Below are 14612 nucleotides of genomic sequence, written 5' to 3'. Positions count from 1 at the left end.
AAAAGAGAGCCATGAGCATCACCACCATCCCCCTCGAAGCCCTCAAGGGCCGCGGCAGCGCCAGCCGCCTGGCCCACCGTTTCTCCCGCGACCAGCGCGACCCCTGGGACGACGGCTGGGACACCCTGGCCGAGTTGCAGGCCGAACGGCCCGAGCGCCTGCAGACGCAGGTGCATTTCGAGGACGCCAAAAGCGCCATCAGCCGCAACGACTCACCCGACATCCCCTTCGACGCCTCGCTCAACCCCTACCGCGGCTGCGAGCACGGCTGCATCTACTGCTTCGCCCGGCCCACGCACAGCTATCTCAACCTCTCGCCGGGGCTGGACTTCGAGACCCAGCTGATCGCCAAACGCAACATCGCCGAGGTGCTGCGCCGCGAACTGGCGCGCCCCGGCTACCGCCCCAGCCAGATCGCCATCGGCACCGCCACCGACTGCTACCAGCCGATCGAGCGTGAACTGCGCCTGACCCGCTCGGTGATCGAAGTGCTGGGCGAGGCGCGCCATCCCTTCGGCCTGGTCACCAAGTCCAGCGCGGTGGAGCGCGACCTCGACCTGATCGCGCCCCTGGCCGCGCAGCGCCTGGCCGCCGTCTACATCACCATCACCACGCTCGATGCGCGCCTCGCCCGGATCCTGGAGCCGCGCGCCGCCGCGCCGCACCGGCGGCTGCAGACCATCCGCGCGCTGACCGAGGCCGGCGTGCCGGTGGGCGTCAGCGTGGCGCCGCAGATCCCCTTCATCACCGAGGACATGGAGCAGGTGCTGCAGGCCGCCCGCGAGGCCGGCGCCCGCAGCGCCTTCTACACGGTGGTGCGACTGCCCTGGGAGGTGGCGCCGCTGTTCCGCCAATGGCTGGAGGTGCACTACCCGCAGCGCGCCGACCGGGTGATGGCGCGCATCCAGGAGATGCGCGGCGGCAAGGACTACAACGCCGACTTCGCCACCCGCATGAAGGGCAGCGGCATCTGGGCCGAGCTCATCAGGAAGCGCTTCGAAACCGCCTGCCGCAGGCTGGGCCTGAACCGCGAACGCACGCTGCTGACACGCGAGGACTTCCGCCCACCCTCATCCGGTGGACAGGGCCATCTGTTCTAGCCAGTTTTCGCGACGAATAGCGGCTTTCCGGCGGCAGGCCGCTAGGCCTGACGGACCCGTCTCGACGGACGTCATGGCGGGGTGCCGGCCCAAGAATCCCCGTCTGCCGCAGCCCTTGCACGGCGCCGGTGGCCCATCCCAAAAGGAGACGTGTAGATGCCCAAGACCCTGTTCGCCGAACCCGCCCGCAGCATGCAGAACTCCCGGACGCTGCGGGAGCGCATCGCGGCCCTCGAAGCCGACAACATCCGCCTGCGTGCAGCCGTCATCGAGCGTGACAGCGCCCTGGCTTTCGCCCGGCAGGACAACGAGGACCTGAAGAACGCCGCGCCCGGCCTGCCGCGCCGCGCGGAGCTGGCACGCAAGGTGGAGACGCTGGCCGAGCGGGTGCAGTCGCTGATGCGCGAGCGGCCGCCGCAGGCCCGCACGGCCATCCGTGCATGAGCCCCCATCACGGGAGCGAAGCCGCGACGCCGTGCCGAGCCGCAAGCCGCCCCTTGAGGGCTTGGCGAAGACACGAAGTGCGCAGCCTGGGGTGGTCCTATTTCTTCCAGCGCAGCAGGCGCAGGCCGTTGGCGATCACCAGCAGGCTGGCACCCACGTCGGCGAAGACCGCCATCCACATCGTCGCCAGACCGGCGATGGCCAGACCCAGGAACAGCAGCTTCAGCCCCAGCGCGATGGCGATGTTCTGCACCAGCACCCGCCGGGTGCGGCGCGACAGGCGCACCACCTCGGCCACCCGGCGCAGGTCGTCGTGCAGGATGACGATGCCGGCCGTCTCCATCGCCACGTCGGTGCCGGCCGCGCCCATGGCCAGGCCGATGTCGGCGCGCGCCAGGGCCGGCGCGTCGTTGATGCCGTCGCCGGCCATCGCCACCATGCCGTGGCGAGCCTGCAGCTCGGCGATGGCGGAGAGCTTGTCCTCGGGCAGCAGCCCGGCGCGGACTTCCGCGATGCCGGCCTCTTGCGCCACGGCTTGCGCGGCGGCGGCATGGTCGCCCGTCAGCATGGCGCTGGCGATGCCCAGGCGCTGCAGCGCATCGACTGCTTCGCGCACATGCGGCCGCAGGGTGTCGGCCACGGCGAAGACGGCCCGCACGGCGGTCTCGTCCGCCAGCAGGGTGAGGCTGCGGCCGGCCGCCTCGTGCGGCGCGGCGGCCTGTTCCACCGCGTCCGTCCAGAGGCCTTTTTCGGTCATCAGGCGGCGGTTGCCCAGCAGCAGTAGACGGCCGGCGATGCGGCCCGAGACGCCCCGGCCGGCCAGGGCCTGGAAGTCTTCCACCTCGGGCGCCTGCTCGCGTGCCTCGGCCGGCAGGCCGGCGGCCAGGGCCTGGGAGACGGGATGGTCGGAGCGGCCCGCCAGCGCGGCGGCGTCGCGCAGCACGGCAGCGGCATCGCTGCCATCGCCCAGCACCGCATGGTCGGTGAGCCGGGGCTTGCCCTCGGTCAGCGTGCCGGTCTTGTCGAAGGCCACCAGCCGCAGGCCCCGTGCCTGCTCCAGCCAGACACCCCCCTTGACCAGGATGCCGTGCCGCGCCGCCGAGGCCAGCGCGCTCACCACCGTGACCGGCGTGGACAGCACCAGCGCGCAGGGGCAGGCGATGACCAGCAGCACCAGCGCGCGGTAGATGGCATCGCGCCAGGCCCAGTCCAGCAGCAGCGGCGCGCCGATGGCCACGATCAGCGCGACCGCGAACACGGCCGGCGTGTAGACCCGGGCGAAGCGGTCGATCAGGCGCTGGGTGGGCGCACGCGCCGACTGGGCTTCCTCGACGGTGCGGATGGTGCGGTCCAGCGTGGTCTCGCCGATGGCGGCGGTGACCCGGAACTCCAACCCCGCATGGGCGTTGAGCGTGCCGGCGAAGAGGCGGTCGCCGGGCGCCTTGTCCACCGGCAGGCTCTCGCCGGTGAGGCTGGATTCGTCGACCGCGCCCTGGCCGGCGAGCACGGTGCCGTCGAAGGGCACACGCGCGCCGGGCAGGATGCGCACCTCGTCGCCCACCGCCACCTGCGCCACCGGCCGGCTGGCCCAGCGGCCGTTGGCGTCCTTCACCTCGGCGCTCTCCGGCCGCAGGGCGAGCAGGCCGCCGATCGCATGGCGGGCGCGCTCCTGGGCCGCTTCCTCGATGCGTTCGGCCAGGGCATACAGCGCCATCACCATCGCGGCCTCGGGCCACTGGCCGAGCAGGAAGGCGCCGGTGACGGCCACCGCCATCAGGGCGTCGATGCCCAGCTGGAACTTCAGAAGCGACTTCCAGCCGGCGGTGAAGATACCGAGCCCCGCCAAAAAGATCGCGGCCAGGGCCAGCGCCATGCCGGCGTAGCGGGGCAGGGCGGCGCTGTCTCCGGCCGCCAGGTGAAGCGCCTCGGCCGCAGCTGCCAGGGCCAGAGCGGCGCCCAGCCGCCAGGGGCCGGGAAGGCTGGAATGGTCGTGATCGTGGCCGCCGTGGGCGTGGTCCTCGCCGTGATCGTGCGCGTGATCATGGTCGTGCCCGGCATGCGAATGATCATGGGCCTTGGGCGCCGCCGCGGGACGGCAGCCGCAGCAGGCGTCGAGGCCGGGAACCGTGGCCACCGGCTTGCGGGCCTCGGGCGGATGGGAATGCGTGTGGCGGGAGTCTTGCATAGGGCATGATTGCAAACCCTGAAGTCACTTCAAGGTCAAGCCATGGCTTCGCCAAGTCCCCACCTGCGCATCGGAGATGCCGCCCGTCTCAGCGGCGTCAACGCCGCCAACATCCGCTATTACGAGAAGGAAGGCCTGCTGCCGCAGCAGGCCCGCAGCGAGTCCAGCTACCGCCTCTACGGCGAGGAGGAGGTGCACCGCCTGCGTTTCATCCGCCTGTGCCGTGCCATGGACATGTCGCTGGACGAGGTGCGCACCCTGCTGGGACTGGACCTCAACGACAAGTCCGACTGCACCCAGGCCCGCCGGACGCTGGATGGGCACCTGGGCCATGTGCGCGAGCGCCTGGCCGAACTGCGCACGCTGGAGGCCAACCTGGTCGCCCTGCGCGGCCGCTGCGACGGCCAGGGCGGGCACTGCGGCATCATCGAGACGCTGCACCGGCGGGCGGACGATCAGGCGCTGCCGGCGCTGGTGCCCGCCGCGCGGCGGCATGTCTGATCTCAGGGGCGGGGCAGCGGCGCGACGGCCAGGCCCTTCTCGCGCAGCAGGGGCAGGGCCAGATCGGGCTCGTCGCTGATCAGGCCGTCCACGCCCAGGTCGATCAGGCGTTTCATGTCCTCGGGCCGGTTGACGGTCCAGGGCAGCACGGCCAGTCCCAGCCGGTGGGCCTCGTTCACCTGGGCCGCATCCAGCCCGGCGAAGGCCGGTGACCAGATCGCGCAGCCGGCATCGGCCGCCATGGCGGGGGCCGAGGCGAAGTCGGCCTGGCGCCGGCCATCGGTCCACGCTGGATCCTGCAGAGTCTTGGGCGTGGACAGGCAAGCCCGCGGGATCTCCGGCGCCAGCCGCCGCGCGGCGGCCAGGGTGCGCCAGTCGAAACTCTGCAGCGTGGCGCGGCGCTCGAAACCGGCCTCGCGCAGCACGGCCACGATGCGGGTGACGAATTCCTCCGGCGGCGGCTGCAACTCGGGATGGAAGGGGTCGGACTTGGTCTCGATGTTGAGCTGCAGCGGGCGTGCTGCGAAAGCCGGAGTGCCCAGGAGCCGCAGCAGCTCCCTTAGCGTGGGGATGCGCTGGCCGTCGCGCGGCATCTGGCGCGGCAGGCCGGCGGCGTAGCGGCTGCCGGGATCAAGCCGGCCCACGTCGTAGCGGCGCAGTTCGTCCAGCCGCAGCGCGTGGATGGCTGGCCCCTGTCCCTGGATCCACGCGCCTTTTTCGTCACGCGTGAAGGCAGGGTTGAGGCGCGGGTCGTGCGAGATGACGGGGATGCCGTCGGCCGTCACCGCGATGTCCAGCTCCAGCGTGCTCACACCCGCCGAGGCGCCGGCCTCGAAGGCGGCGAGCGTGTTCTCCGGCATCAGCCCGCGTGCGCCGCGATGGCCCTGGAGATCGAAGGCCAGGACGCAGGAGCTGGACAACAGCAGCGGGGCACACAGGACGACGGTTCGGATCCGGCGCGGCAGCAATCTTTTCATGCCGTGCGTTCAAAGCCGAAAGCGTGAGAAGCCTGCCTCCCAACGGCTGCGCAGCCTGAGACCCCATGTATCGACCCAGGCGACCACCTGTTTTTTCCGGCTGAGCACGGGCTTTTCGATGACCCACCAGGAAAATGCCGCATAAGCCATACCGAAAAACAGGGTCACCAGTATGTTGAAGTACCAGTGGCGGTGTTCCGGGAAAAGCTGGCTGTAGGTCTGCTGCAACGGGAAGGCGAAAAGATAAAGCCCATAGGAATAATCGCCGCTGAAGAGCGGGCTCTTTTTGGGCGGATGCATCATTCCTACATACACGATGAGGTAGGCAGAAAACACGGCGGCGATATAGACCGTCTGATAGATGACGGTGGTTGCCAGAAGACCTGCAAAAGCCAATGCCGCATAACGCCAGTGGAGCCGGATGCGGTGCGAGAAAAGATTCAGGCACACACCGCAGAGAAACGCCACGATCAGGGAGCGCGGGAGTGGACGGTTATTGGCCCAGGACGGCTCGAAATTCATAAGGGCGAAAGTCGTTCCCGCCACCACGGCCACCAGGACGATGGCTGCGACCCATGCCGGTCGCCTGAGAATCCTGGCCAGCCACAGGGCAATCAGCGCCAAGTAGCATTCCAGCTCGTAGGGAACCGTCCAGAGGGAGATATTGACGAATCCCGGGAACGGGTTTGCCGTGAAAACCCCGGGCAGGAAGAAACGGATCATTCCCAGAATGTTGCCGAAATAAGCGAAAAATTTCTTGTCCGTGAAATATTCGGAGAGCGGCAGTGCTGTCAATAGCGGGCCGAGTATGAGGGCGGATAACAGCACTTCCACCGCCAGCGCCGGTACCAGGCGCAATACACGCAAGGTGATGAAAGAGCCGAGCGTCGGGCGCTTTTTCAGGCTGCCGGAAACCAGGAATCCGCTTAAGGCAAAAAACATCAGCAGAATGGGTGCGACAAATATCCGGTGCCAATCGCCCCAGACATAACTGTCGCTCTGCGTGCCGTAACTGGTCACGATGCTGTGCTGCGCCACCACGGCCGCCGCGAGAATCAGCCGGCAATAATCGAATCCGCTGGTAAATCCGCCGACGCTGCGGTAGCGCTCGTCAATGGTTTGCGTTTGCAAACCTGCGCGTATCCAGGAAGTTTTTTGCATTGGAATTGCTACCTGTCATGCTCAGGAACCAACGCTTGCGTTTGTCCGGCCGGCTGTCAAGGAAGGGGGGGGCGATGCCGGTACGGCGACGCGGCTCAGAATAGTTTATGTGACTTTTGTAAGTTTTTGCGGATCAAGCCGACGCTAATCTGGTAGCTTTGGCCTATTGCGGAACGGAGCGTCCTTACCGCCAGCGTGAGTCAAAAGCGAAAGCCGCAGTTTGTGGACCCGGACAGTGTGTTGAAAAAAATCTCGGTGCAGCACGTGCGTCAAGGCATGTTCCTGCACCGTCTCGAAGGCTCCTGGCTGGAATCGCCATTCTGGCGGCGCGCCTTCGTGATCCAGGACGAGGCCATCGTCGATTCGCTGCGTGGCAGCGGCATCCAGGAGATCTGGATCGACATCAGCCGCGGCCTCGACGTGCAGGAGGCTCCCGCGCCGCAGCCGCAGGCCGAGGAAGCCGCCCCGCCCCCGGCCGCAGCTGCGCCCGCCGGGGCACCTGCCCGCATCCCCCTGCACGAGGAGATCGCCCGCGCCCGCGAGATCTGTGCCCAGGGCCGCGACCGGGTGGCCTCGATGTTCGCCGAGATCCGCATGGGCCGGGCCATCGACACCGGCGAGGCCGTCTCCCTGGTCGACGAGATCTCGTCTTCCATCTCGCGCAACCCGGGCGCGCTGCTCGGCATGGCGCGGCTCAAGAGCGTGGATGACTACACCTATATGCACTCGGTGGCCGTGTGCGGCCTGATGGTGGCGCTGGGCACCCAGCTCGGCTTGCCGCCGGAAGATATCCGCGAGGCGGGCCTGGCCGGCCTGATGCACGACGTGGGCAAGGCGCTGATGCCGGTCGATGTGCTGAACAAACCCGGCTCGCTGACCGAGGAAGAGTTTGCCACCATGAAGCGCCATGCCGACAAGGGCTGGGCGCTACTCAAGAAGGGCGGCGCGGTATCGGACGCGGTGCAGAAGGTGGCGCTGCACCACCATGAGCGCTGGGACGGCTCGGGCTATCCGCAGCGCCTGGCCGGCGAGCAGATCAGCCTGTTCGCCCGCATGGGCGCGATCTGCGACGTGTACGACGCCATCACTTCCAAGCGGCCCTACAAGAACCCCTGGGATCCGGCGCATGCGGTGCGCCAGATGGCGCGCTGGAAGGGGCATTTCGATCCCACGCTGTTCCAGCATTTCATCCGCAGCCTGGGCATCTACCCGATCGGCTCGCTGGTGCGCCTCGCCTCGGGCTACCTGGCGGTGGTGTGCGAGCAGACGCCCGCCGCGCTGCTCACGCCCACCGTCAAGGCCTTCTACGAGGTGTCGCGGCAGCGCTCCATCGAGCCGCGGCGCATCGACCTGGCCGCGGGCGGCGAGGCAGCCGAGCGCATCGTGGCGGTGGAGGACCCGGCGCAGTGGTCCTTCCAGGGGCTGGATCAGCTCTGGATCGAGTCCTGATTCCGGCTTAGAGCCGCTGCAGCCGCTCCAGTGCGGCGCTGAGCGTCTCTTCCTTCTTGGCGAAACAGAAGCGCACCACGTGCTGGTCGAAGCCGTCGCCGTAGAAGGCCGACATCGGGATTGCCGCCACGCCGTGGGTGCGTGCCAGCCACTGGCAGAAATCGGCTTCGCTCAGATCGCTGACGGCCGAGATGTCCACGCACTGGAAATACGTGCCCTCGCAGGGCAGCAGCCGCAGCCGCGAGCCGGCCAGGCCCGCGCGGAAGAACTCCCGCTTCTGCCGGTAGAAGGCCGGCAGGCCGCGGTAGGGCGCCGGATCCTTCAGGTAGTCGGCCAGGCCCTGCTGCATCGGCGTGTTGACCGAGAACACATTGAACTGGTGCACCTTGCGGAACTCGGCCATCAGCGCCGCCGGCGCGACCACGGTGCCGACCTTCCAGCCGGTCACGTGCAGGGTCTTGCCGAAGCTCGACACCACGAAGCTGCGCGCGGCCAGTTCCTCGAAGCGCGAGGCGCTTTCGTGCGCGCCGTCGAAGGCCATGTGTTCGTAGACCTCGTCGCTGATCACGATCGCCTCGGTCGGCGCGAGCAGGGCCTGCAACTGCAGCATCTCCTCGCGGGTCCAGACCGTGGCGCTGGGGTTGTGCGGGCTGTTGACGATGATGGCCCGGGTGCGCGGCGAGAGGGCGGCGGCGATGCGGCCGAAGTCCGGCCGGAAGCTGCCCGGCACCAGCGGCACCCGCACCGGCGTGCCGCCGGCCATCACGATGCCGGGCACGTAGCTGTCGTAGCAGGGCTCCAGCACGATCACCTCGTCGCCTGGCTGCACCACCGCGATCAGGGCGGTGAGGATGGCCTGGGTGGCGCCGGCGGTGATGGTGATCTCGGTGTTCGGGTCGTAGCGCCGGCCGTGCTCTGCCTCGATCTTGGCGGCCATCACCTCGCGCAGGCTGGCCAGGCCCGCCATGGGCGCGTACTGGTTGGCGCCGCCGCGCATGGCGCGGTCCACCGCGTCGAGCAGGGCCGGGTCGCAGTGGAAATCGGGAAAGCCCTGGCCGAGGTTGACGGCGCCGGTCTCGGTGGCCAGCGCCGACATCACGGTGAAGATGGTGGTGCCCACGGCCGGCAGGCGGCTGGGCGGGACGGGAGTGCGGGGTGCGGACATGGCAAGCGTCGCCTGCAGGGTTTCAGAGTTCATGGTCGTGGAAATGGCCCGACAGGGCCTTGGCGATCAGGTCGCGGCTCAGGCGGTCGCTCAGCAGCTCGGCGAACTTGAAGACGAAGTTGCGCAGGTAGGCGCTGCGCTTGAAGGCCACCCGCGCCACGTTCTGGCCGAACAGGTGGCCGACCGGGCGGACCACCAGGTCGCTGGATTCGTTGCCCTCGCCGCGCACCGCCATCTCGGCCACGATGCCGATGCCCAGGCCCAGGCGCACATAGGTCTTGATGACGTCGGAGTCGATGGCTTCCAGGGCGATGCGCGGCGTGAGTTTCTTGTTGGCGAAGGCCTGGTCGATGCGGGTACGGCCGGTGAAGGACGGGTGGTAGGTGACGATGGGCTCGCGCGCCAGCTCTTCCAGGCTGACCCGCTCCACGCCGGCCAGCGGATGGCCCACCGGCACCACCAGCACGTGCTCCCACTGGTAGCAGGGCAGGGTGACCAGGTCGGCGTAGCTGGAGAGCGACTCGGTGGCGATGCCGATCTCGGCCGTGTCGTCCAGCAGCATGCGGGCCACCTGGTCGGGCGAGCCCTGGTGCAGGCTGACATTGACCTTGGGATAGGCCTCGCGCAGCTTGGCCACCGGAATCGGCAGCACGTAGCGCGCCTGGGTGTGGGTGGTGGCGATGGAGAGCGTGCCGCTGTCCTGCGCGCTGAACTGCTCGCCGATGCGGCGCAGGTTGCCCACCTCGCGCATGATCAGCTCGATGCTGGCCAGCACATGCTGGCCGGGCTCGGTGACACGCTTGAGGCGCTTGCCGTGGCGGGCGAAGATCTCCACGCCCAGCTCTTCCTCCAGCTCGATGATCGCCTTGGACACACCGGGTTGCGAGGTATGCAGCGCCTTGGCCGCCTCGGTCAGGTTGAGGTTGCGCCGCACCGCCTCCTGAACGAAGCGGAACTGGTGGAGGTTCATGTCTTATCCGGGCTAAAGAGACTCGACATTATGCTTCCTGGTTGGAAGCTTAAGCCTCCAGCTCCCGCTCAACCCCGGGCGATGCGGGCCAGCAGGTCCAGCAGGCGCGGGTCTTCGCCCACCGCCGGCTGCAGCTCGAAGGCGATCTGCGGGTGGCGTGCCCGCAAGGCCTCGACCAGGGCTGGGAGGTCCTCCCGCGCATGGCGGCCGACGCCCAGGAACATCGGCACGATGCGCAATTGCGTCGTGCCCAGTTCGGCCAGTTCGGCGGCGGTCTGCGGCAGGTCGGGCTCGCTGAGTTCCAGGTAGGCGCAGCGCACCGGCAGCCCGGGCTCGGCGCTGCGCAGGCGCTCGGCCACCGCCTCGATCGGCTGGCGCCAGGCCGGGTCGCGCGAGCCGTGGCCGAAAAGAACGACGGCTCGTGTCATCGGCGCAGCACCAGCCAGCCGAAGGCGCTGAGCGAGAGCACGGTGTAGATCATCCCCGGCGCCGCCGCCGTCAGCCAGGGCAGCCAGTTCTGCAGGTTGCCGATGTAGCCGAACACGTTGTTGAGCAGGAAGAAGCTGATGCCGGCCATCACCCCGCCGAAGACATAGGTGGCGATGCCGCCGGAGCGGAAATGCAGGTAGGCGAAGGGCAGGGCCAGCACCACCATCACCAGGCAGGACAGGGGATAGAAGACCTTGCGCCAAAACTCGATCTCGTAGCGCTGCGCCGACTGGCCGTTGGCCTCCAGGTGGCTGATGTACTGGAACAGGTCGATGGTCGGCATCTTGTCGGGCTGCAGCACCGCGGCGGCCACCATCTCGGTGCTGATGTGGGTGGGCCATTCCAGGGTGTCGGCCTTGAGCCGCTCGACCCGGGCGCGTTCGTTGGCCTGGGTGTGGAACTCGCTGCGCTGCACGCCGTGCAGCGTCCAGGCCGCGCCGGGGCCGAAGCTGGCGCCCTCGGCCTGGGTGACGGCGGAGGTGAAGCCGCGGTCGTCGAAGGCGTAGATGCGGATGCCCTTCATGCGCCCGTCCGAGGACAGCGACTGCACGTTCACCGCATAGGCCTTGTCTTCCTGGCGCTCGCGCAGCCAGGCGCCGGTCTGGCCGATGGTGAGGTCGCCCTGGTAGCGCGCCTTCACCAGTTGCGCCGTGCGTTCGCTGTAGGGCGCGACGTAGTCGCCCACGGCGAAGGTCAGCACGGTGAAGACCAGGCCCAGCGTCAGCAGCATCTGCATGGCGCGCCACGGCCCCAGGCCGCTGGTGCGCAGGATGGTGTATTCGGAGCTCTGCGCCAGCCGCGCCATCACGAAGATGGTGCCGATCAGCACGGTGATCGGCAGCAGCTCGTAGAGATGGCCTGGGATGGACAGCGCCACGAAGGCCAGCGCCTGCGAGATCTGGTAGCCCGAATTGGCGCGGCCCACCCAACGCAGCTCGTCGACCAGGTCGAAGAAGAAGAACAGCGCCAGGAAACCCAGGGTGACGAAGGCCACCGAGGTGATGACATCCCAGTACAGATAGCGGCGGATGGTCCTCATGCCGCGGCCCTCCGCACGCCCAGCAGCGAGCGCCAGGACCACTGCAGATGCCGCTTGAGAAGCAGCACCAGGCAGGCGGCCAGCACCCCGCCGTGCAGCAGCACCAGCAGCGCCGCCATGCTCACCTTGCCGGTGACCACCCAGCTCTGGCCGAGGTTGAGCATGTTGTAGTACAGGATGAAGGCGAAGAGCGCGAAAGCCAGGTTGCCGCTGCGGCCGGCGCGCGGGTTCACGCTGGACAGCGCCAGCGCCATCACCACGAAATTGAAGGCCGCCAGGGCCAGGCCGACGCGCCAGCCGAACTCGGCCTGGTTCACCGCCGTCGGGTTCATCAGGAGCTGCGGCGTGGAGATGGTGCGCACGGGAATCTCGTCCTGCGCCGTCTGCGCCGCGCTGCCCAGGCGGTTGCCGAATTCGCGGAAGTCGCTGATCTTCAGGCCGGGCTTGTTGGCGCTGCTCTCCAGCCGCTGGCCGTCGTTGAGGATGGCGAAGCGGTCCTCGCCGATGGTGGCCAGCCGGCCGCTGCGCGCGGAGGTGACCACGTCCTGGCCCCGGTCGCTCGCGGTGATGAAGACGTTGTTGGCGGTGGAGGCGTCGGGCGTCTCCTTGTCGATGAAGAACACCCGGTTGCCGCGCGCCGACTCCTGGAACTGGCCGGGGGCGATGCGTTCGATGTCGCCGCGCCGCTCGTAGCGGTCCTTCATGTCCTGGATGCGCGCATTGGCCCAGGGCCAGACGCCGAGCGAGAGCACCGCGATGGCGGCCAGGATCGGCCAGGAAAACCGCAGCAGCGGCGCCAGCAGCGCGCCGAGGCCGCGGCCGGCGGACATCCAGATCACCATCTCGCTGTCGCGGTACATGCGCGAGAGCGTGCCGACGATGCAGATGAAGAGGCTGAGCGCCAGGATGGTCGGCAGCTGCGACAGCACGGTGAAGCCCATGACCATCAGCACATCGGAGGGATTGACGCTGCCGCGCGAGGCCTGGCCCAGCACGCGGATCAGCATGATGGTCATGACGACGGTCGCCAGCACCACCAGGGTCGCGCCGAAGCTGCGTGCCAGCTCTCTGCGCACTGAGGAATGGAATAACATCGGTTCGAGATCGATTTGGACCGGGGATTATGGACTTTCAACTCAAGACACTGGACACCGCAAGGGCGGCCAACGAAAAGGCCGACGCGCTCGTGGTGCTCGTCCCCGACAACCATGCGGCCGCGGCCGGCCCGGTGCTCGCCGATGCGATCGCCGCGGCACGCAAGGCCGGCGACCTGGAGACCAAGGTCGGCAAGCAGCTCGCCCTGTATCGTCCGGTCGGCATGGCCGCGGCGCGGGTGGTGCTGGTGGGCGCGGGCGACGGCAGCGCGGGCGCGGTGCGCCAGGCGGTCGGCACGGCGGTGGCGGGCTTCAAGTCGCTGAGTTCGGTGCGCCGCATCGCCATCCTGCTGCCCGAGGGGCTGGCACAGCCGGGCGCCGCGGTGCGCGCCGCGGTCAATGCGGCGGCCGATGCGAGCTACGTCTACACCACCACCAAATCCAAGGCCGAAGGCCGGCGCATCGAGCGGGTGCTCGTCGGCGTGGCCGATGCCGACGCGGTGCGCGAGGACTTCGCCCATGCCCAGGCCCAGGTGGCCGGCGTGGAATTCGCCAAGGAATGGGGCAACCGCCCGGCCAACTTCGCCACGCCCACGCTGCTGGGCGATGCCGCGAAGACGCTGGGCAAGCTGGCCCGCGTCAAGGTCGAGGTGCTGGGCCCGCGCGAAGTCGCCAAGCTCGGCATGGGTTCCTTCATGTCGGTGGCGCAGGGCTCGCAGGAAGAGCTGCGTTTCATCGTGCTGCGCTACGACGGCGGCCCCAAGGGCGAGGCGCCGGTGGTGCTGGTGGGCAAGGGCATCACCTTCGACACCGGCGGCATCTCCATCAAGCCGGCCGGCGAGATGGACGAGATGAAGTTCGACATGTGCGGCGCCGCCAGCGTGCTGGGCACCTTCCGCGCGCTGGGCGAGCTGCAGCCGGCGATCAACGTGGTGGGCCTGATCCCCGCCGCCGAGAACATGCCCGACGGCCGTGCGCTCAAGCCCGGCGACGTGGTCACCAGCATGAGCGGCCAGACCATCGAGGTGCTCAACACCGACGCCGAAGGCCGCCTGGTGCTGTGCGATGCGTTGACCTATGCCGAGCGTTTCAATCCGCGCGCCGTGGTCGACATCGCCACCCTGACCGGCGCCTGCGTGATCGCGCTGGGCGCTGTGCGCAGCGGTTTGTTCTCGTCGGACGAGCAACTCGCCGCCGACCTGCAGGCCGCCGGTGACACGGCGCTGGACCTGTGCTGGCGCATGCCGCTGGACGACGAGTACGCCGAAGGCCTGAAGACCAATTTCGCCGACGTGGCCAACGTGGCAGGACGTGCCGGCGGCGCGATCACCGCGGCCAAGTTCCTGCACCGCTTCGCCAAGAAATATCCCTGGGCGCATCTGGACATCGCCGGCAGCGCCTGGAAGGGCGGGCAGGCCAAGGGCTCCACCGGCCGTCCGGTCGGCCTGCTGCTGCAGTACGTGGTGTCGCAGGTCGGCAAGGCATCGGCTGCTCCCAAGGCACCGGCCAAGCCCGCCCGCAAGGCTGCTGCCAAGGCCGCCGTGCCCGCGAAGAAGGCAGCCAGGACCGTCAAGCCCGCGGCCTGAATCCGCCGCCCGCCATGACCGAAGTCGCCTTCCATTTCAACGCGCCCGACAAGGTCGCCTATGCCTGCCGCCTGATGCGCAAGGCGACGGCGGGCGGCGCCCGCCTGGTGGTGCTGGGCGACGACGAAACCCTGGGTCTGCTCGACAAGGCCTTGTGGAACATGGCGCCGCACGAGTTCATCGCCCATTGCAAGGCCGATGCGCCGGCCTTCGTGGTAGCCGCCTCGCCGGTGGTGCTGTCTTCCACCGCCCAGGCCATGCCGCACCAGCAGGTGCTGGTGAACCTGGGCGAAGAAGTGCCGGCCGGCTTCGGCAGCTTCGAGCGCCTGATCGAGGTGGTGGGCCGCGACGACGAGGCCGACCGCAACCGTGCCCGCGGCCGCTGGAAGCACTACGCCGATCGCGGCTACACCATCGTGCGCCACGACCTGGCGCTGCGCAGCTGAGACGGA

At 68.7% G+C, this 14612-nt stretch carries 14 protein-coding genes; 6 read left to right on the top strand and 8 right to left on the bottom strand.

From position 1 onward, the window contains the following. The first annotated feature begins 11 nt into the window (after positions 1 to 11). Both GT347_RS00280 and GT347_RS00275 read left to right on the top strand, forming a co-directional pair. Positions 12 to 1100, top strand: a complete 1089-nt coding sequence (locus GT347_RS00280) for a PA0069 family radical SAM protein (RefSeq protein ID WP_160550086.1) — start codon at positions 12 to 14, stop codon at positions 1098 to 1100. 156 nt (positions 1101 to 1256) lie between these two features. Further along, the gene (locus GT347_RS00275; RefSeq protein ID WP_160550085.1) at positions 1257 to 1544 is read left to right on the top strand and encodes a hypothetical protein; all 288 of its coding nucleotides are present in this window, start codon (positions 1257 to 1259) and stop codon (positions 1542 to 1544) included. A gap of 97 nt (positions 1545 to 1641) precedes the next feature. Here GT347_RS00275 and GT347_RS00270 read toward each other — a convergent pair whose 3' ends face one another. Continuing rightward, positions 1642 to 3729, bottom strand: coding sequence for a heavy metal translocating P-type ATPase (locus GT347_RS00270; RefSeq protein WP_160550084.1), 2088 nt, complete (start codon positions 3727 to 3729; stop codon positions 1642 to 1644). 42 nt (positions 3730 to 3771) lie between these two features. Between GT347_RS00270 and GT347_RS00265 the strand changes: the two genes are divergently transcribed. Continuing rightward, entirely contained in the window at positions 3772 to 4230 is a 459-nt protein-coding gene (locus GT347_RS00265; RefSeq protein WP_160550083.1) for a Cd(II)/Pb(II)-responsive transcriptional regulator, read from the top strand. Between the two features lie 2 nt (positions 4231 to 4232). Here the strand turns inward: GT347_RS00265 and GT347_RS00260 are convergent, their stop codons facing one another. Both GT347_RS00260 and GT347_RS00255 read right to left on the bottom strand, forming a co-directional pair. Next, complete coding sequence (locus GT347_RS00260; protein ID WP_229722571.1) at positions 4233 to 5150, bottom strand: glycerophosphodiester phosphodiesterase; 918 nt, start codon at positions 5148 to 5150, stop codon at positions 4233 to 4235. A 66-nt stretch (positions 5151 to 5216) separates the two neighbouring features. Further along, positions 5217 to 6368, bottom strand: a complete 1152-nt coding sequence (locus GT347_RS00255; RefSeq protein ID WP_160550081.1) for an acyltransferase family protein — start codon at positions 6366 to 6368, stop codon at positions 5217 to 5219. Between the two features lie 276 nt (positions 6369 to 6644). Here GT347_RS00255 and GT347_RS00250 point away from each other — a divergent pair, with 276 nt between their 5' ends. Beyond that, on the top strand, positions 6645 to 7817 hold the full coding sequence (locus GT347_RS00250; protein ID WP_326830376.1) for an HD-GYP domain-containing protein: 1173 nt from the start codon (positions 6645 to 6647) through the stop codon (positions 7815 to 7817). A 7-nt stretch (positions 7818 to 7824) separates the two neighbouring features. Here the strand turns inward: GT347_RS00250 and GT347_RS00245 are convergent, their stop codons facing one another. The 5 genes from GT347_RS00245 to lptF all read right to left on the bottom strand — a co-directional run bounded on the left by GT347_RS00245 (position 7825) and on the right by lptF (position 12574). Continuing rightward, positions 7825 to 9015: a pyridoxal phosphate-dependent aminotransferase gene (locus GT347_RS00245; protein WP_326830375.1), complete on the bottom strand. Its 1191-nt coding sequence runs from the start codon at positions 9013 to 9015 to the stop codon at positions 7825 to 7827. Next, a complete protein-coding gene (locus tag GT347_RS00240; protein WP_160550079.1) occupies positions 9005 to 9952 on the bottom strand; it encodes a CysB family HTH-type transcriptional regulator in 948 nt (315 codons plus the stop codon). Before GT347_RS00240 ends, GT347_RS00245 begins: the two co-directional genes overlap by 11 nt. Positions 9953 to 10020: 68 nt before the next feature. Further along, a complete protein-coding gene (locus GT347_RS00235; protein WP_160550078.1) occupies positions 10021 to 10380 on the bottom strand; it encodes a sirohydrochlorin chelatase in 360 nt (119 codons plus the stop codon). Further along, positions 10377 to 11480, bottom strand: a complete 1104-nt coding sequence (gene lptG / locus GT347_RS00230) for an LPS export ABC transporter permease LptG (protein ID WP_160550077.1) — start codon at positions 11478 to 11480, stop codon at positions 10377 to 10379. Before lptG ends, GT347_RS00235 begins: the two co-directional genes overlap by 4 nt. After that, positions 11477 to 12574, bottom strand: a complete 1098-nt coding sequence (lptF, locus tag GT347_RS00225) for an LPS export ABC transporter permease LptF (RefSeq protein WP_160550076.1) — start codon at positions 12572 to 12574, stop codon at positions 11477 to 11479. The genes lptG and lptF overlap by 4 nt, the downstream gene beginning before the upstream one ends. Positions 12575 to 12603: 29 nt before the next feature. Here lptF and GT347_RS00220 point away from each other — a divergent pair, with 29 nt between their 5' ends. Both GT347_RS00220 and GT347_RS00215 read left to right on the top strand, forming a co-directional pair. Continuing rightward, positions 12604 to 14160, top strand: a complete 1557-nt coding sequence (locus tag GT347_RS00220; RefSeq protein WP_160550075.1) for a leucyl aminopeptidase — start codon at positions 12604 to 12606, stop codon at positions 14158 to 14160. Between the two features lie 14 nt (positions 14161 to 14174). After that, positions 14175 to 14606, top strand: coding sequence for a DNA polymerase III subunit chi (locus tag GT347_RS00215; RefSeq protein ID WP_160550074.1), 432 nt, complete (start codon positions 14175 to 14177; stop codon positions 14604 to 14606). The last annotated feature ends 6 nt before the right edge of the window (positions 14607 to 14612 follow it).

This window comes from Xylophilus rhododendri (assembly GCF_009906855.1).
Classification (GTDB): Bacteria; Pseudomonadota; Gammaproteobacteria; order Burkholderiales; family Burkholderiaceae_C; genus Xylophilus; species Xylophilus rhododendri.
Note: the sequence above shows the minus strand (reverse complement) of the source record. Positions and strands in the feature narration are given on the sequence as shown.